Below are 22,923 nucleotides of genomic sequence, written 5' to 3'. Positions count from 1 at the left end.
ACCTGCCGGTGGCCGTCACTCCTTTCCCACCCGCCGCAGTCGACCGTCGTCACGGTCGATACGCAACTCCCGTTCCAGCTCGACGATCAGGGTACGCAGGTCGTCGAGACGCTGACTGATCGCTATCCGGTCCACCTCGTCGGGTACGCCGTCGCCGTCGGAGTCGTAACCGGGGCCGAGCCCCTCGGTCATCTCCAGCCGACGCGCCTCCTCCATCGAGTTGACGAAGACCGCGATGAGGATGTTGAGCAGCAGGTTCACGGTGATCACCACGAAGCTGGCGTAGTACAGCACCGTCCACGGCGAGAACGCCATCCCCTGCTCGATCAGCTCCGGGAGGGTCTCCAACGACAGCAGCACGAACAGCGTCAGCAACGACCGGCCGATGTCCCCGTACTGGTCCGGATAGACCTCGCCGAAGATCAGCCAGCCGGCCATGCCGTAGACGTAGAGCGTAACCACGGCCAGTGCGAAGAAGCCACCGATGCCGGGCAGGCTGCGCCACAACGCGGCGACGATCGTCCGCAGGCCGGGTGAGAACCGCACCAGCCGGACGATCCGCAGCACCCGGACCACCCGCAGCAGCGCCGAGTCGCCGTGCAGTCCGGGGAGGAAGATCGCGGCGATCACCAGGAAGTCGAAGACGTTCCAGCCGTGCCGGAAGAAGTCCTGCGGGCGGCGGCCGTAGGCCAGGATCCGGATGGTGATCTCGATGACGAAGATCGACCGGAAGCCCCACTCCAGCAGCCGGAGCGCGGGGCCGGCGCGCCCCAGGTCCGGATAGGTCTCCAGGCCGAGGACCACCCCGTTGGCGAGGATGACCACCACCATGGCGATCTCGAAGGAGCGGGAGGCGGCGAGCCGGGCGCAGAGGTCGAACAATCCGTGGGAGCTCCGAGCCGACCCGCGTCGCGGGACCGGCAGGCGCCTGCCCCTCATCGGGCGACCGGCCCCGGCGCGGCTACCGGATTCGGCGCCACCGCGCACCGTGCGTCGTCGGCGTGCTGACGTACGGCAATCATGGCCGACAGCCTACGGGGCGGCGGGTGACCCGCCCGACGCCCCTCCGGTGCACCGGAAGCCAGCCCACCCACGCCCCGGCACGTCGGGTCGGACCTGAGTGGAGCCCCGCCGCGTTGTCCGGCGAGCCGCCGGTGACACGTGCCGCCGCTGGGCCGGTCAGCCCGCCGAGGAGCGGGCCACCGGCAGGTCGAAGTAGGTGTCCGGCCAGGGTTCGTCGCGGTAGCGGAAATGCCACCATTCCCTGTCGTAGCCGACGAAACCGCCGTCGACCATCAACTGTCGCAACTGCCGCCGGTTCTCGCGGGCGATGGCGCTGACCCGGTCCGCGTCGACGTGCGACAGCGGGTCGAAGCAGTCGAAGCCGGTGCCCATGTCGACGCTGGCGTCGGCGAAGCGCTGTCCGGCTTCGGCGGTGCAGGCCACCAGCGGCTGACCGGGTTCGTAGCGGCTCGGCTCGGGTGCCGGCAGGTCGACCAGGGTGACGTCGACGGTGCTGCCCCGACTGTGGGCGCTGGGCGCGCCGAGGTAGCCGCGCTCCACCAGCTGCGTCTTGGCCACCCGTGGGTAGAACTCGGTCTTCATGCCGTCCTGGCCCGGCTGACCGGTCCAGTCGATGAAGTCCTCGGTGGCCCGCTGTGGGCGATAGCAGTCGTACACCTTGAGGCTGCGGCCGACGGCGAGCGCGGCCTCCTGCACCGCGCGCAACGCCTCGGCGGCACGGGCGGTGAGCAGGCACAACGGCTCCTGGTAACCGGCTATGCGGCGGCCGACGAAGTTGTGCGCCGTGGCGTACCGGATGTCGGTGAGGATTCGGTGATCCACATCGGACAGCACGACGAAGCCCGGCCCGGCCCGGGTCGGCGACGTGGGCGCAGGGTGCGGTTCGTCGCGCGTACACCCGGCCACCACCAGCGCGACGGCCGCGACCGCCGCGGCCAGCCATCCCCGGACGGCCGCCGTCCCGGTCATTCGGTACGCGGCGGCCGTCCCGTCCCGGCGGTGCGCAGCCGCCGGCGGCGGCCCACCAGACCCACGACGAGCAGCGTCAGACCGGCGGCGAGACCGACCAGGGAGGCCGCCCGGAGCCGACCGGCGAAGGCACGCGGATCGTCCGTCTCCGCCCCGGACGCGCCACCGGGCAGCGCCTGCGGGGGCACCGACGCCGGTGCCGCCGAGGCGGTCGTCGAGCCGGGGCTCACCAGGACGCCCACCGAAGCCGCCGGGGGCAACGCGAAGCCCCAGTCGAGCAGGGCAGCGCCCTGTTGCCACGCCCGCTGGTCGATCACGTCCGCGCCCAGCAGCGTCACCACGAGGCGACGCCCACCGCGTTCGGCGGCACCGACGTAGGTGTGCCGGGCCAGGTCGGTGTAGCCGGTCTTGCCGCCCAGCGCGCCGGGATAGTGGTAGAGCAGTTGGTTGTCGTTGACGATGGTGAACCCCTTGGCGCGCTGCCTCGGCTGGGCCGGGATGGTCGCCTCCCGGGTGGCCACGTACCGCCGGAAACGCGCGTCGGCGAAGCAGGCCCGGGTGATCAGAGCCAGGTCGTACGCGCTGGTGAACTGACCCGGACCGTCCAGCCCGGACGGGGTCGCGGCGTGGGTCTGGTACGCGCCGAGCAGGCGGGCCTGCTCGTTCATCGCCCGTAGCCCACCGGCCATGCCGTCCACGCCGCCACCGAGGCGGGCCAGCGCGTTCGCCACCTCGTTTCCCGAGCGCAGCAGCAGCCCGAGCCAGAGCGTCTCGACCCGGTAGCGGCCCCCTTCGACCAGCCCCACGGCCGAACTGCCCGGCTCGATGTCGAGGTCACCGGCGGTGATGGTGACGACGTCGGCCGGGTCCAGTCTGGGCAGCATGGTCGCGGCCAGCAGCAGCTTCTGCACGCTGGCCGGGGTGGCGTACTCGTGGGGCCCACAACCACCGAGCACCTCGCCGCTGTCCAGATCGGCGACCAGCCACGAGGCGGCGGCCACCTTCGGCGGCTTCGGCACGCCCGGAGGCACGACCAGGCCGGAGGTGGCCAGTCGGGGGCCACCGACGGCCCGTTGCACCGGGTCCGGAGAGGGTGTCACCGGCGGAGTGGGTCCGGGAGCCGGTGGCGCTGGACGCGGGCACGGCACCGGCGCGACCGCGTTGGCGCCGGAGGCGGGCACCACGGGCGTGGTCAGCAGGGCGGCAGCCACCGCGACTGCGAGCGCGGAAACTCTCACAATCGCCGACACTATCGGGTGAATTCCGGCGAGTCTGGCGAATCGACCAGCCTGGACGGCGGTTTCGCGCCACCACCTATTCGGCGGAGGTCGGTGCGACGCGGGATCGTCGCCCGGCGAGGATCGCCACCGCGATCGCGACCGCACCCACCGCCAGCGCCACGAACATGCCCGCACCCGGCCGGTCGGTGTTCGACGGTCCGCCGGCCGGCGGTGCCGCCGCGATCGGCCCGGCCCCGGCCGGCGTCGGTTCGGCGTCCGACTCCCCCGGCTCCACCAGTCGGCCGACGCTGGTCTGCCGGGGCAGCGAGAACCCCCAGTCGAGCAACGCGGCACCCTGCTCCCACCCACGCAGCGGCCGAGGCTCGGCACCGAGCAGCGTGACGACCAGCCGCCGACCGTCCCGCTCGGCCGCGCCGACGTACGTGTGTCGCGCGTAGTCGGTGAAGCCGGTCTTGCCGCCCAGCGCACCGGGATAGCGGTACACGAGCTGGTTCTCGTTCTGGATCTCGAAGCCCTTGCCCCGCAGCGCCTTCTGCGCGGGAATGCGGGTGCGTTCGGTGAGCACGTACCGGCGAAACGCCGGATCGGCGAAGCAGGCCCGCGCGATCAGGGCCAGGTCGTACGCGCTGGTGAACTGACCGGGTGCGTCCAGCCCGGACGGGGTGACCGCGTGGGTCTGCCGGGCACCGAGTAGCCGGGCCTGCTCGTTCATCGCGCGTACCCCACCGGCCACACCGTCCGCGCCGCCACCGAGACGGGCCAGCGCGTTCGCCGCCTCGTTGCCGGATTGCAGCAGCAGGCCCAGCCAGAGCGTCTCCACCCGATACCGGCCACCCGGCAGCAGGCCGACCGCCGAACTGCCCGGGGCAATGTCCAGGTCCTCCTTGGTGATCGTGACGACCTCGGCCGGGTCCAGCCTCGGCAGCATGGTCGCGGCCAGCAGCAGCTTCTGCACACTGGCCGGGGTGGCGTACTCGTGGGGCCCACAACCACCCAACACCTCGCCACTGTCCAGATCGGCCACCAGCCACGACGACGCGGTCACCTTCGGTGGCGCGGGCACTCCGGGCGGCACGATCAGGCCGGGGGTGGCGAGTGCGTCACCGCCGACCACCCGATGCTCCGGAACGGGCGGCGGCGGTGTCGGTTTCGGTGATCGGGTCACCTTCGGCGCCACCGCCTTCGGGCAGGGCACCGCCGTCGGGGCCGACCCGGCAGAGTCCGGTGCGGGCGGCGGTGTCACGGCGGCAGCCGGACGTGCGAGCGGGACGGACCGTCCGGAACCCGCAGTGTTCGCGGCAACACCGGGAGTCATGGATATCGTCACTGCGGCGACGGCGGCGCAGCCGGCGACCAGAGCCCGAACTCTCATGAAGACGCAGACTAACGGCACGATCGCCGATGCCGTCCACCCCGCCGGGCCGGGATCGCCCCGCCGACAGCCGCGATCTTCGCGGGGATCTGTTGAACCGTCCCCGGTGTCTTCGCGTATCCACGACCGAACACACGAAACGCCCGGACCTGCTGCGGGAGCGCTCCCGCAGCAGGTCCGGCAGCACCCGAAGGTCCTCGGCACGCGGGGCGGGGCCGGCCGCCGCTGTCGAATCGTCCTCCCGGGCATCCCACTGCGCACACCCGCCGACCGGGCGTGTCCTCCGGCGGTCACATCATGAGGAGAAGAACATGGTCAGGCGTACCCGCACGCACCAGAAGCACGCCGCCCTGAAGCTTGGCGGCGTCGGTGTCCTGGCGGTGGTGCTGCTGGGCGGTGGCCTGGCGCTGGCCTCCGCTGACGAGGCCGCCGGGCCACAGACGGCGAACTGCCCCACGGTGCGGGACAAGCTGTCCAGTGTGCCCGCAGCCGCCCGCGACGGCGTGGAACAGGAACTGGCCAACCTCGACAAGCAGATCGCCGACGCCAACGCCCGCCTCGCCCAACAGGCCGCCAACCCCCAGGGCGGCCCGAACTTCATCCAGAACGCCATCCTCGGCCCGCTGGCCAGCAAGCGCACCGCCGCCCTCGACCGCATCGGCATCACCATCAACCGTGCCGGTGGCCAACGCCCCGACCTCGCCGCCCTGGCCACCTGCGGCCTGAACGCCCCGGGGGTACCCAGCGCCGTCAACGGCGACGCGGGCAACGGCGACGCCGGAAACACGGGCAACGGCAACGCCGGGGACGCCGGGAACGCGGGCGACGGCGGCGCCGGGAACGCGGGTGACGGGGTCGCCCAGCGGGTGAGCTGCCCGACGGTGGCCGACCGGCTTCCGGCAGTGCCGGCACAGGCGGCAGCGGAGGTACGACGGGAACTGGCCAACTTGGAAAACCAGATCGCCGACGCCGACGCCCGCCTCGCCCAGCAGGCCGCCAACCCCCAGGGCGGCCCGAACTTCGTCCGCAACGCCATCATCGGCCCACTGGAGGACCGACGCGTCGCGGCGATCAACCGCATCGCCACCGCGATCGGCCGGGTCGACGGCAACCGCCCCGCCGACCTGGTCAACCTGGCCCGGCCCTGTTCGACGCACTGACCGAGCGGGACCTCGGTGGGCGTGGACGAGACGCCCTGACCCTCCGCCGGGGCCGGTCGGCGCGTCGCCTACCGGCCCCGGTGCCCGTGGCCCGACCGGCCGGGCGTCACCGCCTAGCGGGTCGACGCGCCGACCACCCGGCGCAGCCAGCGCCGCTGCCAGGGAGTCTCCACCGCGCCCGGCCGGTAGGCGGCGCGTACCCAGTCGACCGCGCGCTCCGCAGGTAGCCCGTCGAGGATGGCGAGCGCGGCCAGCGCGGTGCCGGTCCGTCCCCGGCCACCCAGACAGGCCACCTCCACCCGCTCGCCGGCGTACCCACGGCGCAGCGCCTCGCGCAACGCGTCCAGGGCGTCCGCCCGGTCCAGCGGAACCCAGAAGTCCGGCCACCGGATCCGCCGGTACGCCCAGCCCGGCACCGGCCCGGGGGCGAGCAGCAGGCTGAACTCGGCCGGTGAGGCGTGGTCACCGATGCGTCGGCCCCGTACCCGCACCCCGCCGGGCAGTTCCACCACACCGGCCTCGTCCGACCAGGCTCGCCTCTCCACCACCACGACCTCTCCCGAGTTGGCCGGTCCGGCCGGATGTTGTCACAGTCCGCCGTTCACCGCTCCTGGTCGCCCTGCCGGTAGCCGTCCGACCAGACACTGCGGTAGATGGTGCCCCGCCCGTCGGGGTCGGGGACTCCGGTGGACCCCACCTCGGTCAGACCGGCCCCGCTGTCGTTGGACCGCAGACCGCCGGCTCGGCGGGAGCGGCGCAGCCGGGTGACGACGAACCAGACGAGAGCCAGCAGCGTGGCGACGATGACCAGGTTCTGCAGGATACCGGCGTACCCCTCCACCAGGTGCCAGTTGTCACCGAGCAGGTAACCGGCCATCACGAAGGTGGTGTTCCAGATCAGACTGCCCAGCGTGGTGTAGACCGCGAAGGTCAGCAGCGGCATGCGTTCCACCCCGGCCGGAATGGAGATCATGCTTCGGAAGATCGGAATCATCCGTCCGAAGAAGACGGCCTTGACGCCGTGCCGCAGGAACCACTCCTCGGTCCGGTCGATGTCGGTGAGCTTCACCAGCGGCAGTCGCGCCGCGATGGCCCGCGTCCGCTCCCGGCCCAGGGCGGCGCCGATCCAGTAGAGCGCCACGGCACCGACCAACGAGCCGAGGGTGGTCCAGAAGATGGCGCCGATGACGTTCATCCGCCCCTGCGCCGCGACGAACCCGGCCAGCGGCAGGATCACCTCGCTGGGAATCGGGGGGAACAGGTTCTCCAGCGCCACGGCCAGCCCCGCCCCGGGGCCACCGAGCCGCTCGACCAGGTCGGTGACGAAACCGACCAGACCGTCCTCGGGCGGTGCGGACTGGCCGAGGACGACGGAGGAGGCGTGCCGGGCATGCGTCATGGGCTACACGCTACGAACCTCGCCGCGACGGCGCTCGCCCGGCATCGACCTTTCCGACCTACGGGGCTTAAGCTGCACGGATGTCGCGCCCTCCGCTGAGCATCGCCGTCGCCCAGCCCTCGTGTGTGGCGTACGACGTCGACGCGAACGTGGCGGCGCACGCCGCGTTGCTGCGGACCGCTGCGGCCCGGGTGGTGGTCTTCCCGGAGTTGTCGCTGACCGGTTACGAACTCGACGCCGAGCCGGTCGACCCGGCCGATCCGCGACTCGCGCCGCTGGTCGCGGCATGCGCGGCGACGGGGACGCTCGCGCTGGTCGGCGCGCCGGTGGCCGGCGAGCACATCGCCACCCTCGCGGTGGACGGCACCGGGGCCCGGGTGGCGTACCGAAAGATGTGGCTGGGCGACGTCGAGGCCCGCCGGTTCCGCCCGGGACCGGCACCGGTCGTGCTGGACGTCGACGGTTGGCGGATCGGCCTGGCGATCTGCAAGGACACCGGAGTCGCGGACCACGCGGCACGCACCTGCGCCGCCGGCATCGACGTGTACGCGGCCTCGATCCTCGACGCCGCGACGGAGGCGCACGTGCCGGACCAGCGGGCGGCGCGGATCTCCACCACCCACCGGGTCGTGGTCGCGGTCGCCAGTTTCGCCGGTTCCACCGGTGGTGGCTACACCACGGCGGCCGGGCGATCGGCGATCTGGGCGGCGGACGGTTCGGTGCTCGCTCGCGCCGGGACCGCACCGGGCGAGGTCGTCGGAGTGAGCCTGACCTGAGCGGCCGGACGGCTCACCGCCTCGGCAGGGTCGCCTCGAGCCGGTCCAGCACGTCGTCGACCCGGTCGGCGACGTCGCTCGGCAGCCGACCGCGTGCCACCTCGTCGTCGAGGCGATCACGCAGGTCCTCGAGGCGCTTCTCCTGGTCCTTAGGTCGCCCCTCGACGAGGTCGGTCAGGTGCTTGCGCAGCCGGTCGGCGACCTTACGGTCGACCTCGCCGGTGAGCTGCGCCTCGGTGAGCAACGCGATGAGTTCCACCGCCGCCCGGCGCAGGTTCACCGGCTCCGTGCGCTCGGCGGGCGACGTGGTGGCCGGTCGTGGCGAATTCGCCGCCGACGGGGGCGGTGGAGCGGTCGTCGGGGTCAGCGGAGCGGTGGTCGGCTGCCCGTCGCCCCGGTCACCGAGAACCACCATCGCGCCCAGGCCCAGGAGCAGCACCAGCGCGAACGTGACCAACGCTCCGGTGGGCGGGCCGGTACTCCCCCGGCGGGCCCGTGGTCGTCCGGGTGCCGGCCCGCGCAGCGGTCTACCGGTCACGGAACGGGGCCTGACGACGGACGTGACCCGCGCCGGGCGGGCCGCCGGCTCGACCAGGGTCGGTGGGTGGTGCGGCAGCGGCCGGGTGGCGTCCGGGTCGCCGTCGGTGACCGGGGGGTCGAACGTGGCCGTCGCCGCCTCGGCGGCAGCGGCGGCGCGGAGCCGGGTGGCCAGTCGCCCGGCGGTGGGGCGTCGTTCCGGGTCCGGGTCGAGGCAGGCCAGCACCAGTTCGGCGAGGTCGTCGGGCAGTCCCGGTGCCCGTGGGGGTGCCACGCTCGGGCGGTCCGCGTGCACCCGGACGGCGTCGGACCAACTGCGTACCGGCAGCGGCACGTCACCGGTGACGGTGCGGTACAGCAGCGCGCCGAGGGCGTACACGTCGCTGGCCGGATGCGGTGGGGCGGCGCTCAACCGTTCCGGCGCGAGATACGCGGGCGTACCCATCAGGATGCCGCTCGCCGGTCGGCCGCCGGGCGTCGGCGCGCCCGCCAGCGCGGCGATGCCGAAGTCGAGAACCTTGGCACCGTTGTCGGTGAGCATCACGTTGCCCGGTTTGATGTCCCGGTGCACCACGCCCAGGCGGTGCGCGGCGGCCAGGGCGGCGGCCACCTCGGCGGCCATCCGCAGGGCCGGTCGCCAGGGCAGTGGCCCCTCGGCCAGGCGGTCGGCGAGACTCTGCCCGTCGACCAGTTCCATCACCAGGTACGGCACGACGCTTCCGCCGGCCAGGGCCGCTTCGCCGTAGTCGTACACCTGGGTGACGTGTGGGTGGGTCAGTCGCGCCGCGGCGCGGGCCTCCCGCCGGAGGGTGGCCCGCAGGTCCGGGTCGACGGCGAACGTCCCGGCGAGCATCTTCACCGCGACCGGTCGGCCGAGGACCTCGTCGTCGGCCCGCCACACCTCGGACATTCCGCCGAGGCCGATGCGGTCGTGCAGCACGTAGCGGTCGTGCAACCGCAGGCTGGGGGTGAACGGCGACATGGGCCCCCAGTGTGCCCGCTGCACCAGTTGGCGCACCACCCCTGTCTCGGGTCGCCGTCGCGAGGGCTGGGAAACCGGTGGGCAGCGCCCTTGCAGGTTCATTGAACACCGGTTTAATCTGGGTTCGTGGCGTCGAATGGCGTGAGGTCAGGGGCGCACGATGGCGAGTTCGCCACCGTGAGTCGGATCCGTGACGCCGCCATCGCCCGGTTCGCCCGAGACGGTTTCGGTGCCGGGTTGCGCGCCATCGCCGCCGACGCCGACGTCACCGCCGGCCTGATCGTGCACCATTTCGGCTCGAAGGACGGACTGCGTCGCGCCTGCGACGCGCACGTGCTCGCGTTCATGCGCGAGGAGAAGGCGAAGGCGCTGACCAGCAACACCGGCACGACGCTGCTGGCGCAGATGGCCGAGATCGCGCGCTTCGCGCCGATGGTGCAGTACCTGCTGCGCAGCATGCAGGCCGGCGGCGAGTTGGCGCTCAGCATGCTCGACCACATGATCGCCGATGCGGAGGAATACCTGTCGACGGGTGAGGCGGCCGGCGTGGTCCGGCCCAGCCGAGATCGGGCCGCGCGGGCGCGATACCTGGCCTATCAGGCGACAGGCAGCATGGTGCTGTGGTTCACCCTGCACGGGTCCGCCGCCGCCCCGGAAGAATTCCCGGTCCTGTTCCGTCGGTACATCGACGACCTCGTGCTCCCCGCTCTGGAACTGTTCACGCAAGGGCTGCTCGTCGACCGGTCGATGTTGGACGAGTACCTGATGTACGTGCCGGATCCGCCTGCGACGGGCGACGCGGGTAACGCCGCACGCTAGCCACCACGCCCCGGCGTGGCCACCTTTTCTCCGCGAGTTCACGGTCTCACGACGTCGGTTTCCCGGGACGCCCCTGGGCTCTCCTCAGACGAGGTCTACGACGATGACTCCTGCTATCGACATCCAGCACCTTGACAAGTCATTCGGGCGGGTCAAGGCCCTCAGCGGGCTCGACCTCCGGGTCGCCACCGGCACCGTGCACGGCTTCCTCGGGCCCAACGGCGCGGGCAAGTCCACCACCATTCGGATCCTGCTCGGGCTGCTCCGTGCCGATGCCGGCCGGGCCCGGCTGCTCGGCGGTGACCCGTGGGCGGACGCGGTGACGCTGCACCGCCGGCTCGCCTACGTCCCGGGCGACGTGGAGTTGTGGCCCAACCTCACCGGGGGCGAGGCGATCGACCTGTTCGCCCGGCTGCGCGGCGCGGTGAACGCGGGCCGCCGCGACGAACTGTGCCAACGCTTCGACCTGGACCCGAGTAGGAAGGGTCGCACCTATTCCAAGGGCAACCGGCAGAAGGTGGCCCTGATCGCGGCCCTGGCCAGCGACGTCGAGTTGCTGCTGCTCGACGAGCCCACCGCCGGGCTGGACCCGCTGATGGAGGCGGTGTTCCAGGAGTGCATCCGCGAGGCCAAGGAGGCCGGCCGCACCGTGTTGCTGTCCAGCCACATCCTGGCGCAGGTCGAGGTGCTCGCCGACCAGATCTCGATCATTCGTCAGGGCACCATCGTCGAGACGGGCTCGCTGACCGACCTGCGTCACCTGACCCGGACCTCGGTCGACGCGATCACCGATCGCCCCGCCGACGCCCTCACCGGCCTGCCCGGCGTACACAACCTGCGCTCCGACGACGGACACGTCCGTTTCGAGGTCGACGGCGACCACCTCGCCGCCGTTGTCCGTCACCTCGGCGAGCTCGGCGTACAGGGGCTGACGGTCCGGCCGCCGACCCTGGAGCAACTGCTGCTGCGTCACTACGGCGACCAGGTCACCCACCACGGTGCGACGGAGGTGGCGGCCCGATGACTACGAAGGTGCCCAGCCCTCCGGAGCGCGTCGCGGTCGGTGGCGGCAACGCCGTCACCGGAACGGGCACGCTCCTGCGCTTCATGATCCGCCGTGACCGGATCCGGTTCCCCGCGTGGACGCTCGGGCTGACGCTGCTCATGATGTACTTCGCGACCGCGCTGGACGCCATCGTGCAGAGCCCGGAGGATCTCGAAGGGCTGACCGCGTTCTCCAGCAGCCCGGTCGGCGCGGTGTTCGGCGGACGGGGCTTCGGCTTCGACGAGCTGACCATCGAGCGGTTCCTCGCCGGCCAGTACGGCCTCTACGTGGCCCTCGGCGCGGGCCTGATGGGACTGCTCACCGTCGTACGGCACACCCGGGTCGAGGAGCGCTCCGGCAGGGCCGAGCTGATCCGCGCCAACGTGGTCGGCCGGCACGCCCAACTCACCGCCGCGCTGACCCTGACCGCCCTGATGGCGGTGCTGGTCGCGGTGCTGATCGGCGCGACGATGATCAGCCGTGGCTTCGACGGCCGTGGTTCGCTGCTGTTCGGCGCGTCCGTCGCGGCGGTGGCCCTCGCCTTCGCCGGCATCGCGGCGGTCACCGTGCAGTTGTCGGAGTATCCACGGGCCGCCTCCGGCCTGGCCGGCGCGGCTCTCGGTGCCGCGTTCGTCGTGCGGGGACTCGGCGACATGGCGGCGGTGCAGGGTAGCGGACCGTCGTGGTTGTCCTGGCTGTCGCCGTTGGGCTGGTCGCAGCAGACCGCGCCGTACGTCCACGACCGGTGGTGGCCGCTCGCGGTGTCACTCGTGTTCGCGGCGGCTACCGCCGCCATCGCCTACCTCCTGTCCGCGCGGCGGGACTTCGGTGGCGGCCTGGCACCGCCCCGCCCGGGTTCGCCGCGCGCGGCGGCCTGGCTGGCCACCCCGATCGCCCTCGCGTTCCGCCTGCACCGGGCGAGCCTGGTCGGCTGGAGCATGGCGCTGCTGGTCGCCGGGCTGGCCTACGGTTCGTTCGCCGAGCCGCTGCTCGACGGGCTCGACAACGCGCCCGAGGACCTGCTCGCGGTCATGGGTGGACCGGGGAACCTGCTCGCCGGGTACCTGGCCATGATGGGCCTGACCATGGCGCTCGCCGTCGGTGTCTACGCGGTACTCGCCGTCCAGACGCTACGCGCCGAGGAGGTCGAGGGGCGCACCGAGCCGGTCCTCGCCACCGCGGTCAGCTGGCGCGCCTGGCTCGGCAGCCACGTCGCCGTGGTGGCCCTCGGCGTACCGTGGCTGCTGCTCGTCGCCGGTCTGGGGGTCGGCGTGGGGGCCGCCGCGAGCACCGGTGACGCGGCGCTGGTCGGCGACCTGCTCCTCGGCCACGTGGCGCACGCTCCGGCGGTGTGGCTGGTTCTCGCCGCCGCCGCCCTGCTGTACGCGACGGATCCCAGGGCGCTGCCGGCGATCTGGGCCGTGGTCAGCTACGGGCTGATCGCCGGCTACTTCGCCCCGCTCCTCGACCTCCCCGAGGCCGCACTGCGGCTGTCACCGTTCGAGCACGTCGGGGACTACCCGCTGGAGGAGATCAACGTCGTCGCGGTCGTGGTGCTGACCGTGCTCTCCGGCGCGCTACTCCAGGCCGCCCTGGTCGTGTTCCGTCGGCGCGACCTGGTCAGCGGCGGCTGACCGCGACCGGGCGGGCCGCCGAGCCGACATCAGCGTTCGGCGGCCCGCCCGGCAGCGGAGGCTCAGCGAGTTCGGACCGGGGCGGGCTCGCTCAGGTCTCCTCCGCAGGGTCGCGGATCGGCCGGACATCGGTGTCGACGATCCCGTCCTCGTTCATGTCCCGGTGTCGTGCCTTGCGGGCGTCCCACCGCAGGGTGACCGCAGCGAGGATCGCGGCCAGCGCCGTGCCGGTGAGCACGCCGATGGTCGCGCCATCGGTGTGCGCCGAGTCGGAGAAGGAGAGCTCACTGATCAGCAACGAGACGGTGAAGCCGATGCCGGTGAGGAACCCGACCGGGAGCAGGTCCCGCAGGCCGATCGCGTCCGGCAGGCGCAGCTTGGTGAATCGGGTGACCAGCGCGGTGACCCCGAGTACGCCGACGAGCTTGCCTGCCACGAGGGCAACGATGATCGCGATGAGCACCGGCTGCGTGAGCACGGCGTCGTCGCCGTCGCCACCGACGAACGTGACACCGGCGGCGAAGAACGCGAACACCGGCAACGCGAATCCAGACGAGACGGGGCGGACGGCGTGTTCGAACCGGTGCGTACGGGCGGCCGACTCACCGTGCACGGGGCGGGCGGTCACACAGAGCCCGAGCAGGACGCCGGCGATGGTCGCGTGCACGCCGGAAGCGTGCATGAACACCCACGCGATCACTCCGATGGGCAGCAGCAGCCACCATCTGGGTCGTGCGGAACGGACCACCACCCTGAACACCGCGATCGCGGCGAAGGCAAGCAGGAGCGCGACCCAGTCGAGGCTGCCGGTGTAGAAGACGGCGATGACGATGATGGCGAGAAGGTCGTCGACCACCGCCAGGGTCAGCAGGAAGGTGCGGAGCGCGACCGGTAGTCCCCGACCGAAGATGGCCAGAACCGCCAGGGCGAACGCGATGTCCGTGGCGGTGGGAATCGCCCACCCGCGCAACGCGGCCGTATCCCCCAGCGCCATGACGAGCACCACGAACGCGGCTGCGGGCAGGATCATCCCACCCACGGCCGCGACCACGGGAACCGCCGCCTCGCCGAGCCGACGCAGACTGCCGGCGACGATCTCGTGCTTGAGTTCGACGCCCACGACGAAGAAGAAGATCGCGAGTAGCCCGTCGGCTGCCCAGGCCGACACGGACAGGTCCAGGTGTAGAGCGGCCGGGCCGATGACCTGGTCGGAGACCGACGTGTAGGAGGACCGCCAGGGCGAGTTGGCGATTCCCAACGCCGCGACCGCCGCCACCAGGAGCAGCGCGCCACTCGTGGTTTCGAGGGAGATCCAACGACGAAAGCGGCCATGCCGGGACGCGTGAGGTAGGTCAGCCATCACCGTGCTCCATCCGGTCGACGCCTCCTCGGTGTGGTCACCGACGGGCATGCCGACCAGGCTTCCCGGCGCACCGACGATCACTCTAGCCGGTCGGACCCGGTGCGGCGCGCGGTGGTGGCCCCCCTTCCAACGGCTTGAATGTTAGTGACCAACATTTGCCGGGTGACGCTTCCGAAACTCCGGGGCAGGCGGGCCCGTACGCGGGACCGCCTGGTCACCCATGCCCTGGACCTGTTCGAGGACAACGGATTCGAGCAGACCACCGTGGGTCAGATCGCCGCGCGGGCGGGCGTATCGGAGATGACGTTCTTCCGCTACTTCCCGAGCAAGGAGATGGTGGTCCTCGACGACCCGTACGATCCGGTGATCGTCGACGCGGTCGCCCGCCAGCCGGCCACGTTGCCGCCGCTGATCCGGGCGGTACGGGGACTGCGCGCGGCGCTCACCCAGCTGGACGACTTGGATGACCAGACCGCCCGGCGCCGGATCCGGATCGCGGCGAACAGCCCGGCCCTGCGGGGCGGCATGACCCGGATCAACGCGGCCACCGAGACGGCCATCGCCGACCGACTGATCGCCGACGGCACCGCGTCGCTGCCGGCCAGGGTCGCCGCCGCCGTCGTCCTCGCCGCGCTGACCTGCGCCCTGCTGGACTGGGCCACCAGCGAACAGGGCGGCGACCTCACCCTCGCGGTCACCACCGCCCTGGACACCATCGAGGCAGGTCGCCATGACTGACCGGCTGGCGGTCCACGGTCTGGTCAGGGCCTTCGGGACCGGCGCGGGCGTGCTCGGCGTCGACCTCACGGTGCGCCCCGGCGAGATTCACGCCCTCGTCGGCCTCAACGGCGCGGGCAAGACGACCCTGATGCGGATGGTCCTCGGCATGCTCCGCCCCACCGCCGGCCACTGCCGGATCAACGGCCGCCAGCTCGCTCACCTCGCCGCCGACGACTGGGCCAGGGTCGGCCACCTGGTCGAGCATCCGTTCGCCTACCCCGACCTCACCGTGCGGACCAACCTGCTGCTGGCCGCACGACTACGCCGGATCCCGACCGCGCACGCCACCAGGCTGGTCGAACAGGCACTGATCGAGCTCGACCTGACCTGTTACGCCGAGGTCACAAGTCGCTGTCATCGGCGGTGCCGGCGCCTGGCTGCCCATCGCCGCGCCAGCCCTGTGGGCGTTGCAGCCGCACGCCGTGAACGCGGTCCAACTCGCCCTGGTCGCCGTCGTGCCAGCAGGTTTCGCCGCACTGACCCTCGCCGCCTGGGCCCGACTTCAGCTCGACCGCTGACCACGACCGGTGATCATGGGGCGGCCAGCACCGGTGGCCGCCCCGGGCGACGATCTCCCGGTCAGCGCACGGTCGCACTCGTGGCCGGCACGCGGTGTGGGATCAGTTCAGGTCGGCGAGGATCTGTTCGAGGATCTCCGGGGTACGCTCCGGTGGTTCCGCCTCGACGCAGAGCCGTTCCATGGCCACCGCGTAGAAGTCGAGGTCCTCGCGCTTGTCCAGGTAGATGGCACTGGTCAACTGTTCGATGTACACGATGTCGGGCAGGTCCTGGTCGCCGAAGCGCAGGATGGTGAACGCTCCCCCGGCGGCGGCGTGCCCACCGGCGGCGAACGGGATCACCTGCAACCTGACGTTCGGCGTCCGGGTCGCCTTGAGCAGCGCCTCCAGCTGCCCGCGCATCACCTCGGGGCCACCGATCGGGCGGCGCAGCGCCGCCTCGTCGACGACCGCCCACAGTCGGGGTGGGCGCGGCCTGGTCAACAGTTCCTGCCGACGCATCCGCAGGTCCACCCGACGGTCGATCTCCTCGGGCCCGGCGGTGCTGTGACCGAGCAGGACCACGGCTCGGGCGTACTCCCGGGTCTGCAACAGGCCGGGGACGAACTGGACCTCGTAGCTACGGATGAGAGCGGCTGCGGCCTCCAGGCCGAGATAGGACTGGAACCACGACGGCAGCACGTCGCCGTAGCGGTGCCACCAGCCGGGGTTGTTCGCGTCCCGGGCCAGTTTGAGCAGCGCCGAGCGCTCCTGCTCGGCGGTGACGCCGTAGAGCGTGAGCAGATCGGCGACGTCGCGCTCCTTGAACCCGACGCGCCCCAGCTCCATCCGGCTGATCTTCGATTCCGATGACCGGATCTCCCAGCCGGCGCTCTCCCGGGTCACCCCCCGCGACTCGCGTAGCCGCCGCAACTGGGCACCGAGCAGCATCCGCAGCACGGTCGGGCCGGCCGCCGGGCCCTCCTCGGCGGAAACCATGGTCACCTACCGTCCTCCGCAAGGCAGTCAAGAGTCGGAGCCGGTGGACTGGCTCGACCGACGTGTAAGCATGCCATGAACCATCAGTGAGGTGAACCACCCATCCCGTGCAGGGTGAATCCCGTGGATGGGATGCCGGGTCAGCCGATCAGGTGATCGAAATCACCATCTCGGGCCCCGAGCACGAACGCGGCGATCTCGTCCACCGTGTAGATCAGCGCGGGTCCGTCAGGGTGCCGGGAGTTACGCATGGCGATGCCCGCTCCCCCGGGCAGTTCGGCCAGCTCGACGCAGTTACCGCTGGGATTGCTGCGCCGACTCTTCTGCCAGGCGAGGGGAGGCAAGTGGTTAACGGGAACACCGTTGGGCGGCTGCTGCATGAGGCTTTTCTGTTCTCTCCGATGGGCGCCGGTGCCGTGGGAGGAGCGGTAGCGGCTTGAGGGACGGTGTCGGCTCGTTATGCACGTGCATCTGCTATTGCATCTGCAATGGACACCGGGGATGATAACGCACGTGCGGGACGACTACCTGCTCACTTTTGTCCCGCACGCATGACAGCCATCAGGGGAAACGGGGTGCCTGGCAACGTCCGCCGCTCGACGCCGGGCGAGTGTCGCGGAGAAGGGAGATGGTGGTGCCGGATCCGCTGACCGTCGCGTCCGGCATCTGCGCCGCCGGAGCCCTGCTCTCTTCCTGGCAGTTGGGGCGGCGGGCCATCCGGGCCGAAGCCGAGATCGGGCGGCTACAGGCGGAACTCACCGCCGAGCGGCACGCCGCCAGCCACGACCCACTCACCGGTCTGCCCAACCGGCGGGCCTTCTACCGCCTCGCCGCGACGCTGCTCACCAACCGGTCCGGCTGCCACCTGATCGCCGTGGTGCTCGACGTCGACGACTTCAAGCAGATCAACGATCGGTACGGGCACGCCGCCGGCGATCAGGTGCTGGTCAGCGTCGCCGAGCGACTGGCCACCTTCGCCGGTGACAACCTGGTGGCCCGCCTCGGCGGCGACGAGTTCGCCGGGCTGCTGGCCAGCCCGACACTGGACCGGCGGTGGATCGACCATGCCACCCGCCGGTTGTACGACATGCTCGCCGCGCCCATTCCGATGGGCACCATCACGCTGCGGGTGACCGCCTCGGTCGGCCTCGCCCCTGTGCAGGACTGCCAGCTCACCGAGGCGCTCGACCGCGCCGACGCGGCGATGTACGAGGCCAAGGCGCTCGGCAGCGGCCGACCCGGCCGGGCGCTACGCGACGCCGCGCACCTCGCCGAGTGCTGACGCCACCCCGAACGCCGTCCCACTGTCGCGCGTCGTTCCGCCGTCGCGCGGTCGAATGCGCCAGCAGGCTCCGGGGCGGGCGGTCAGCGCCAGCCGTACCCGGCGCGCAGCGCCTGACCCACCCGGTCGAACCGGGCCCGGTCCAGCACCGCGCCCTCCCGCCGGATGCCGTCCTCCCGCATGGTCAGCACCCGGTCCAGGCGTACCCAGCTCGGCCGCCGCTCGCGGTCCCACTCACCCGGCCCGAGGGCCAGCCAGTGCCGCTCACCCTGGCGGTCCTGGCTGGAGAGCATCAGCCCGAACAGCGTCCGGCTGTGTCGACCCACCACCAGCACCGGCCGGTCCTTGCCCTGCCGGGGGTCGTCCTCGTAAGGCACCCAGGTCCAGACGATCTCCCCCGGGTCGGCATGGCCGTCGAGCTCCGGGGCGTACGACAGCTCGCGGCGCTGCAACGCGCTGACCTGGCGCGGTCGCGCGAGCTTGGCCGGGGAGGGCCCCGCCGACCGCGGTTTCGGGATCACCGCGCCGACGCGGGACGCCATACTCCTCAACAGACCTGCCACGGCGGCAGCCTATCCGCTGCCGCCGGTCCCCTCGCCGGCAGGGAGTGCTCGGCCGCACCGCGTGCCGGTCAGATGTCACCCGGCGAACGGCTCGGTGCCACCGCCGGCGCTCGGTAGCCGCGCCACCATCTCCTGGAACTCGCCGACGGTCACCGTCTCGCGGAGGGTGGCGAACACCGCGGCGGCACCGGCCGCCGCCGTACTCTCGTCGACGCCGGCCCGGTCGGCGACCCGGCGCAGGAAATCACCCGGTCCGCCCGGCGAGATCGCGTCGGTCAGCTCGGTCGGCAGGTAGCCGGTCGGATCGGTCGGCGCGCTACCGGTCATCCGTTCCACGACGGTCTGGAGCACCGCACGCGCGACGACGGCCGCAGGTTCGGGCGCCAGCCCTGAACGGCGGGACACCGCGGCGACGAACAGCGGAAACCGCACGGCGGTGGCTACCCGTCTCGGCGGCGGACAAACGCGCGGACGACCGTACGGTCCCGGGCGGGCCCGTCAGGCACCGACCAGGTGCGGGGCCGGTGGGACGAGCGCCGCCCGGAGTCTCTCGGCCGTCGTGTGCGACTCGCCCGCACACGTCGCGCCCCCGTTCGCCACCACGTGTGCCGGCCCGAAAGACCACGCTGGCAACCCGCCGAGCCGGAACCGTCCCGGCCGCTGGGGTTGCCGAACGAATGCCATCGTACGCGTACAGTAATGAGTCCTGTCAATGCTGGGTTCCGTGTCCGGTCCTCGTGCAACGATGATCGAGCAGCTCCGCCAGCTGGAGGTGACCGCCGGCAACCGACATGGTGCGGCCTCACGCATCGCCGGAGGCTGAGCTGTGCCGGCCAGCCGGCGCGCTGGTCACGACGTCGACGGCGTCGCCGTGGCCTGGGCGGGCACGAACCGGTAGCCCAAGCCGCGTACCGTCACGATCATCGGGGCCTGGCCCTCGTCCAGCGTCAGCCGCCGACGAAGTCGCTTGATGTGCACCGTCAGGGTGTTCGACGTGTCGTCGGAGATGCCGCCCCAGACGGCGGCGAGCAGTTGCTCGCGGGTGACCGTCCGCTCGGCGTGGCTCATGAAGAAGTAGAGCAGCCGGAACTCCTTCAACGGCAGGGCCACCGTCCGGCCGTGCAGGCGCACCTCGAATGTCGCCGGGTCCACCCGCAGCCCGCCCAACTCGATCGGCGGATCGAGGGCGCCGGCAGTCTCCGGACGGATGGCCCGCAGGATCGGCAGCACCTCCTCGGCCCGGTACGGACGCCGTACGCAGGCAGTGGCACCGGCCCCGAGCGCGGCGGCGGCCACCTCCCCGTCCTCGTCACCCACCCCGACCACTGTGGGGATGCCGGCCCGGCGGGTGAGCAGCCGTACCAATTCGGTGCAGTTCATGGTGGCCAGCCCTGCGGCGACCACGGCCGCGTCCGGTTGCAGGGCACCGGCGGCCAGCAAAGCCTCGGCGGCGTGCGCGAAGTGGTGGCCGCGTACCCCGTGGTCGGCCAACTGGGCCACCAACGCGGCATCGACGCTCTTGTCGTCGTCCACCACGAGCAGCACGAAACGCCCGTCGGATCGATGCTCACCCCTGGTGGCCTCGACGAGATTGTTCATCGCACACCGGCTCCGGTTCAGTTCAGGGCCACAGCGGACCGCGGTGGCCCACCTGTCGACCGTCGCGTTCGGGCCTCAGCCGAAGCGACCGGTGATGTAGTCCTCCGTGCGCTTGTCGGTGGGGTTGGTGAACAGCTTGCCGGTCTGGCTGAACTCGACCAGCCGACCGTGCCGTTCCTGCTTCTCGTCCACCTCGGCGGTGAAGAACGCCGTGTAGTGGCTGACCCGGGCCGCCTGCTGCATGTTGTGCGTGACGATCACGATGGTGTAGTCGTTCGTCAATTCGAAGATCAGGTCCTCGATCTTCGCAGTGGCGATCGGGTCGAGGGCCGAGCAGGGCTCGTCCATCAGGATCACCTCGGGCTTGACGGCGATCGTCCGGGCGATGCACAGCCGCTGTTGCTGGCCGCCGGAGAGCGCCAGGGCACTCTTGCGGAGCTTGTCCTTGACCTCGTCCCAGAGCGCGGCCTGGGTCAGCGCCTCCTCGACGTGGTCGTCGAGGCGGCCCTTGATGCCGTTGATCCGCAACCCGTACGCGACGTTGTCGTAGATGGACTTGGGGAACGGATTGGGCTTCTGGAACACCATGCCGATCCGGCGACGGACCTGGATCGGGTCGACGTGGCGGGCATACAGGTCCTGGCCATGGAAGAGGACGTCACCGCTGACCCGGGCACCAGGGATCGGGTCGTTCATCCGGTTGAGAGCGCGCAGCACAGTGGACTTGCCGCAGCCGGACGGCCCGATCATCGCGGTGACCTGGTTCTGCTGGATCGGCATGCTGGTGCGGCGGACCGCCTCGTAGTTGCCGTAGTAGACGCTGACGTCGCGCAGCCGCATCACCGACGCGGCGGCGAGGTCTGCGCCGGAGGTGGTGATGCCGGGAGCGTGCACCGCCACGGACGGACGGGTGGTGAGGCTGATGTCATTGCTGCTCATGTCAACGCTCCTTGATGGCGAACCGGCTGGAGATGAATCGGGCCACGATCGTGAAGCCGAGCACGATCACGATGAGCGTCAGCGCCGCACCCCAGGCCCGGTCCTGAGCGGCGTCGAAGGGCTGGCTGGCGTTGCGGAAGATCTGCGCCGGCAGCGCCGTGTTGGACCCGTCGAAGAGGTTCCAGTTCGGGGAGAAGACGATCCCGGTGACGATGATGATCGGAGCGGTCTCCCCGGCCGCGCGGGCGACGGCCAGCAGCGAGCCACTGGTGATCCCGGAGATCGCCGCCGGCAGCACCACGGTGAGCGTGGTCTTCCACTTGCGGGCACCGAGCGCCATGCTGGCCTGCCGTAGCTCGTCCGGTACCAACCGGAGCATCTCCTCGCTGCTGCGGATGACCACCGGCAGCATCAGGCAGGCCAGTGCCAACGCACCGGCGAAGCCGGTCTGCTCACCGACGAGCAGCACCCAGGAGATGTAGATGAACAGACCCATCACGATCGACGGCACGCCGGTCATGACGTCAGACATCAACCGGATGAGCCGGGCCAGTGGTCGCTGCTTGCCGTACTCGTTGAGGTAGATCGCGCCGAAGACGCCGAGTGGGATCGCCATCAACGCGGCCATCCCGGTAATGAGCAGCGTGCCGACGATCGCCGGGGCCATGCCACCGCCGTCGCGGCGGTAGGAGTTCGGGATGTCCTCGTTGAGGAACGACAGGCTCATCACCCCACCGCCCTTGGTGATGACGGTGTAGGTCACCAGGGCCAGCGGTATGACGGCGAGCAGCACGGCGGCCCAGATGGCTGCCGTGGCGAGATGGTTGGTGAACCGCCGCCGGCCGGAGAGTGCCGCCCGGGTCAGGTCGGGTCCGCTGGCCGTCGGACGGGTGGCGGGTGGTGCGGTGACAGTCACGCGACGCCTCCCTTCATCCGGGCCTCGGCCCGACGGACGACCACCTGGGCGAACACGTTGATCAGCACCGTCATCGCGAACAGCACCACGCCCAGCCCGATCAGCGCGGCGGTGAAGGTGCCAGTGGATTCGCCGAACTGCTGCACGATGACGGCGGCCATCGAGTTACCGGGGGCGAACAGGTTGGCGGTGATGTTCGTGGCACCGCCGATGACCAGGGCCACCGCGATCGTCTCGCCCATCGCCCGGCCCAGGCCGAGCATGACCGCGCCGACGACCCCACCGAAGCTGTGCGGGAAGACCGCCCCCCGGATCATTTCCCATCGAGTGGCACCCAGGGCGAGGGCGGCGTCCTTGTCGGCGCGCGGCACCGTGCTGAACACCTCGCGGGTGATCGACGTGATGATCGGCGTGACCATGATCGCCAGGATCAGGCCGGCGGTCATGAAGTTGCGACCGCTGCCGACCGGTCCGAAGAGACGGCCGAGCAGCGGTACGCCACCGAAGACGTCGTGCATCCACTGGTAGAACGGAACCAGCGCGGGTGCCACGACCAGGATGCCCCAGAGGCCGAAGACCACCGACGGCACGGCGGCCAGCAGGTCGATCACGGTCACTGCCGGGCCACGCAGCCGGCGTGGTGCCAGTTCGGTCAGGAACAGCGCGATGCCGACCGAGACCGGCACCGCGAACAGCAACGCGATCAGCGACGAGACGGCGGTGCCGTACGCGAACGACAACGCGCCGAAGATCGCGTCGCCGGTCGCCGGGTTCGGGTCCCAGACGCGTTCGGTGATGAAGCGCAGGCCCATCGCATCGAACGCGGGCCACGCCTCCCGGACGGTGGTGACCAGGATCAGCCCGAGGATCGCCAGCACCAGCAGGCCGGTGCCGAGCGTCCACCAGGAGAAGACCCGGTCGCCGAGGGCACCGTGGCCGCGTCGACGCACGGCCGCCTCGGCGGCGGGGGACGGGTTCGTCAAGGTCATCTTCACTCCTGCCGCGGGTACTCCGCCAGGGACGGGATC

23 protein-coding genes and 2 pseudogenes are annotated in these 22,923 nt (G+C 71.4%); 9 read left to right on the top strand and 16 right to left on the bottom strand.

The window, feature by feature from the left end; all coding sequences use genetic code 11:
- Positions 1–15: 15 nt before the first annotated feature.
- From ACLQ2S_RS09180 to ACLQ2S_RS09165, 4 genes are all read right to left on the bottom strand, one after another.
- Entirely contained in the window at positions 16–882 is an 867-nt protein-coding gene (locus ACLQ2S_RS09180) for an ion transporter (RefSeq protein WP_425701511.1), read from the bottom strand.
- 297 nt (positions 883–1,179) lie between these two features.
- Entirely contained in the window at positions 1,180–1,992 is an 813-nt protein-coding gene (locus tag ACLQ2S_RS09175; protein ID WP_425701510.1) for a M15 family metallopeptidase, read from the bottom strand.
- Positions 1,989–3,230: a D-alanyl-D-alanine carboxypeptidase family protein gene (locus ACLQ2S_RS09170; protein WP_425701509.1), complete on the bottom strand. Its 1,242-nt coding sequence runs from the start codon at positions 3,228–3,230 to the stop codon at positions 1,989–1,991. Before ACLQ2S_RS09170 ends, ACLQ2S_RS09175 begins: the two co-directional genes overlap by 4 nt.
- A gap of 76 nt (positions 3,231–3,306) precedes the next feature.
- Positions 3,307–4,548: a D-alanyl-D-alanine carboxypeptidase family protein gene (locus ACLQ2S_RS09165; protein WP_425701574.1), complete on the bottom strand. Its 1,242-nt coding sequence runs from the start codon at positions 4,546–4,548 to the stop codon at positions 3,307–3,309.
- Between the two features lie 368 nt (positions 4,549–4,916).
- Here ACLQ2S_RS09165 and ACLQ2S_RS09160 point away from each other — a divergent pair, with 368 nt between their 5' ends.
- Positions 4,917–5,765, top strand: coding sequence for a hypothetical protein (locus ACLQ2S_RS09160; RefSeq protein ID WP_155216410.1), 849 nt, complete (start codon positions 4,917–4,919; stop codon positions 5,763–5,765).
- Positions 5,766–5,878: 113 nt separating this feature from the next.
- On the opposite strand, the gene ACLQ2S_RS09155 is transcribed toward ACLQ2S_RS09160, so the two are convergent.
- Both ACLQ2S_RS09155 and ACLQ2S_RS09150 read right to left on the bottom strand, forming a co-directional pair.
- On the bottom strand, positions 5,879–6,316 hold the full coding sequence (locus ACLQ2S_RS09155; RefSeq protein WP_425701508.1) for a protein-tyrosine phosphatase family protein: 438 nt from the start codon (positions 6,314–6,316) through the stop codon (positions 5,879–5,881).
- A gap of 50 nt (positions 6,317–6,366) precedes the next feature.
- A complete protein-coding gene (locus ACLQ2S_RS09150; RefSeq protein ID WP_155216412.1) occupies positions 6,367–7,164 on the bottom strand; it encodes a DedA family protein in 798 nt (265 codons plus the stop codon).
- Between the two features lie 80 nt (positions 7,165–7,244).
- Between ACLQ2S_RS09150 and ACLQ2S_RS09145 the strand changes: the two genes are divergently transcribed.
- Positions 7,245–7,940, top strand: coding sequence for a carbon-nitrogen hydrolase family protein (locus ACLQ2S_RS09145; protein WP_155216414.1), 696 nt, complete (start codon positions 7,245–7,247; stop codon positions 7,938–7,940).
- A 13-nt stretch (positions 7,941–7,953) separates the two neighbouring features.
- Here ACLQ2S_RS09145 and ACLQ2S_RS09140 read toward each other — a convergent pair whose 3' ends face one another.
- A complete protein-coding gene (locus ACLQ2S_RS09140; protein ID WP_425701507.1) occupies positions 7,954–9,459 on the bottom strand; it encodes a serine/threonine-protein kinase in 1,506 nt (501 codons plus the stop codon).
- Positions 9,460–9,585: 126 nt separating this feature from the next.
- Here ACLQ2S_RS09140 and ACLQ2S_RS09135 point away from each other — a divergent pair.
- From ACLQ2S_RS09135 to ACLQ2S_RS09120, 4 genes and pseudogenes are all read left to right on the top strand, one after another.
- A pseudogene (locus tag ACLQ2S_RS09135) lies at positions 9,586–9,771 on the top strand (TetR/AcrR family transcriptional regulator); the annotation flags it as partial.
- A 33-nt stretch (positions 9,772–9,804) separates the two neighbouring features.
- Positions 9,805–10,278, top strand: a complete 474-nt coding sequence (locus ACLQ2S_RS09130; protein ID WP_425701573.1) for a hypothetical protein — start codon at positions 9,805–9,807, stop codon at positions 10,276–10,278.
- 103 nt (positions 10,279–10,381) lie between these two features.
- The gene (locus tag ACLQ2S_RS09125) at positions 10,382–11,302 is read left to right on the top strand and encodes an ATP-binding cassette domain-containing protein (protein WP_425701506.1); all 921 of its coding nucleotides are present in this window, start codon (positions 10,382–10,384) and stop codon (positions 11,300–11,302) included.
- Entirely contained in the window at positions 11,299–12,957 is a 1,659-nt protein-coding gene (locus ACLQ2S_RS09120) for an ABC transporter permease (RefSeq protein ID WP_155216420.1), read from the top strand. Before ACLQ2S_RS09125 ends, ACLQ2S_RS09120 begins: the two co-directional genes overlap by 4 nt.
- 91 nt (positions 12,958–13,048) lie before the next feature.
- Here the strand turns inward: ACLQ2S_RS09120 and nhaA are convergent, their stop codons facing one another.
- The gene (nhaA, locus tag ACLQ2S_RS09115; RefSeq protein WP_425701505.1) at positions 13,049–14,368 is read right to left on the bottom strand and encodes a Na+/H+ antiporter NhaA; all 1,320 of its coding nucleotides are present in this window, start codon (positions 14,366–14,368) and stop codon (positions 13,049–13,051) included.
- Between the two features lie 114 nt (positions 14,369–14,482).
- On the opposite strand from nhaA, the gene ACLQ2S_RS09110 reads away from it, so the two are divergent.
- Both ACLQ2S_RS09110 and ACLQ2S_RS09105 read left to right on the top strand, forming a co-directional pair.
- Entirely contained in the window at positions 14,483–15,058 is a 576-nt protein-coding gene (locus tag ACLQ2S_RS09110; RefSeq protein ID WP_425701504.1) for a TetR family transcriptional regulator, read from the top strand.
- A pseudogene (locus ACLQ2S_RS09105) lies at positions 15,051–15,368 on the top strand (ATP-binding cassette domain-containing protein); the annotation flags it as partial. The gene ACLQ2S_RS09110 and the pseudogene ACLQ2S_RS09105, both read left to right, overlap by 8 nt.
- A gap of 352 nt (positions 15,369–15,720) precedes the next feature.
- On the opposite strand, the gene ACLQ2S_RS09100 reads toward ACLQ2S_RS09105, so the two are convergent.
- Both ACLQ2S_RS09100 and ACLQ2S_RS09095 read right to left on the bottom strand, forming a co-directional pair.
- Positions 15,721–16,596, bottom strand: coding sequence for a helix-turn-helix domain-containing protein (locus ACLQ2S_RS09100; RefSeq protein WP_155216893.1), 876 nt, complete (start codon positions 16,594–16,596; stop codon positions 15,721–15,723).
- Between the two features lie 140 nt (positions 16,597–16,736).
- Entirely contained in the window at positions 16,737–16,976 is a 240-nt protein-coding gene (locus tag ACLQ2S_RS09095; protein ID WP_155216430.1) for a DUF397 domain-containing protein, read from the bottom strand.
- Positions 16,977–17,230: 254 nt separating this feature from the next.
- Here ACLQ2S_RS09095 and ACLQ2S_RS09090 point away from each other — a divergent pair, with 254 nt between their 5' ends.
- Positions 17,231–17,878 carry a GGDEF domain-containing protein gene (locus ACLQ2S_RS09090; RefSeq protein ID WP_309222980.1) on the top strand — a complete coding sequence of 216 codons (648 nt, stop codon included), beginning with the start codon at positions 17,231–17,233 and terminating at the stop codon, positions 17,876–17,878.
- A gap of 83 nt (positions 17,879–17,961) precedes the next feature.
- Here the strand turns inward: ACLQ2S_RS09090 and ACLQ2S_RS09085 are convergent, their stop codons facing one another.
- From ACLQ2S_RS09085 to pstC, 6 genes are all read right to left on the bottom strand, one after another.
- On the bottom strand, positions 17,962–18,441 hold the full coding sequence (locus ACLQ2S_RS09085; RefSeq protein ID WP_309222981.1) for a type II toxin-antitoxin system PemK/MazF family toxin: 480 nt from the start codon (positions 18,439–18,441) through the stop codon (positions 17,962–17,964).
- Between the two features lie 75 nt (positions 18,442–18,516).
- Positions 18,517–18,873, bottom strand: a complete 357-nt coding sequence (locus ACLQ2S_RS09080) for a DUF2267 domain-containing protein (RefSeq protein WP_309222982.1) — start codon at positions 18,871–18,873, stop codon at positions 18,517–18,519.
- A gap of 417 nt (positions 18,874–19,290) precedes the next feature.
- On the bottom strand, positions 19,291–20,040 hold the full coding sequence (locus ACLQ2S_RS09075; protein WP_425701503.1) for a winged helix-turn-helix transcriptional regulator: 750 nt from the start codon (positions 20,038–20,040) through the stop codon (positions 19,291–19,293).
- A 75-nt stretch (positions 20,041–20,115) separates the two neighbouring features.
- Positions 20,116–20,979 carry a phosphate ABC transporter ATP-binding protein PstB gene (gene pstB, locus ACLQ2S_RS09070; RefSeq protein ID WP_425701502.1) on the bottom strand — a complete coding sequence of 288 codons (864 nt, stop codon included), beginning with the start codon at positions 20,977–20,979 and terminating at the stop codon, positions 20,116–20,118.
- 1 nt (position 20,980) lies between these two features.
- On the bottom strand, positions 20,981–21,895 hold the full coding sequence (gene pstA, locus ACLQ2S_RS09065; RefSeq protein ID WP_425701501.1) for a phosphate ABC transporter permease PstA: 915 nt from the start codon (positions 21,893–21,895) through the stop codon (positions 20,981–20,983).
- Positions 21,892–22,884, bottom strand: a complete 993-nt coding sequence (pstC, locus tag ACLQ2S_RS09060) for a phosphate ABC transporter permease subunit PstC (protein ID WP_425701500.1) — start codon at positions 22,882–22,884, stop codon at positions 21,892–21,894. Before pstC ends, pstA begins: the two co-directional genes overlap by 4 nt.
- Positions 22,885–22,923: the final 39 nt, after the last annotated feature.

The sequence above is a fragment of the Micromonospora sp. DT48 genome (genome assembly GCF_049844495.1).
In the GTDB taxonomy this organism is placed as follows: Bacteria; Actinomycetota; Actinomycetes; order Mycobacteriales; family Micromonosporaceae; genus Micromonospora.
This window is presented reverse-complemented; position numbering and strand designations above follow the sequence as displayed.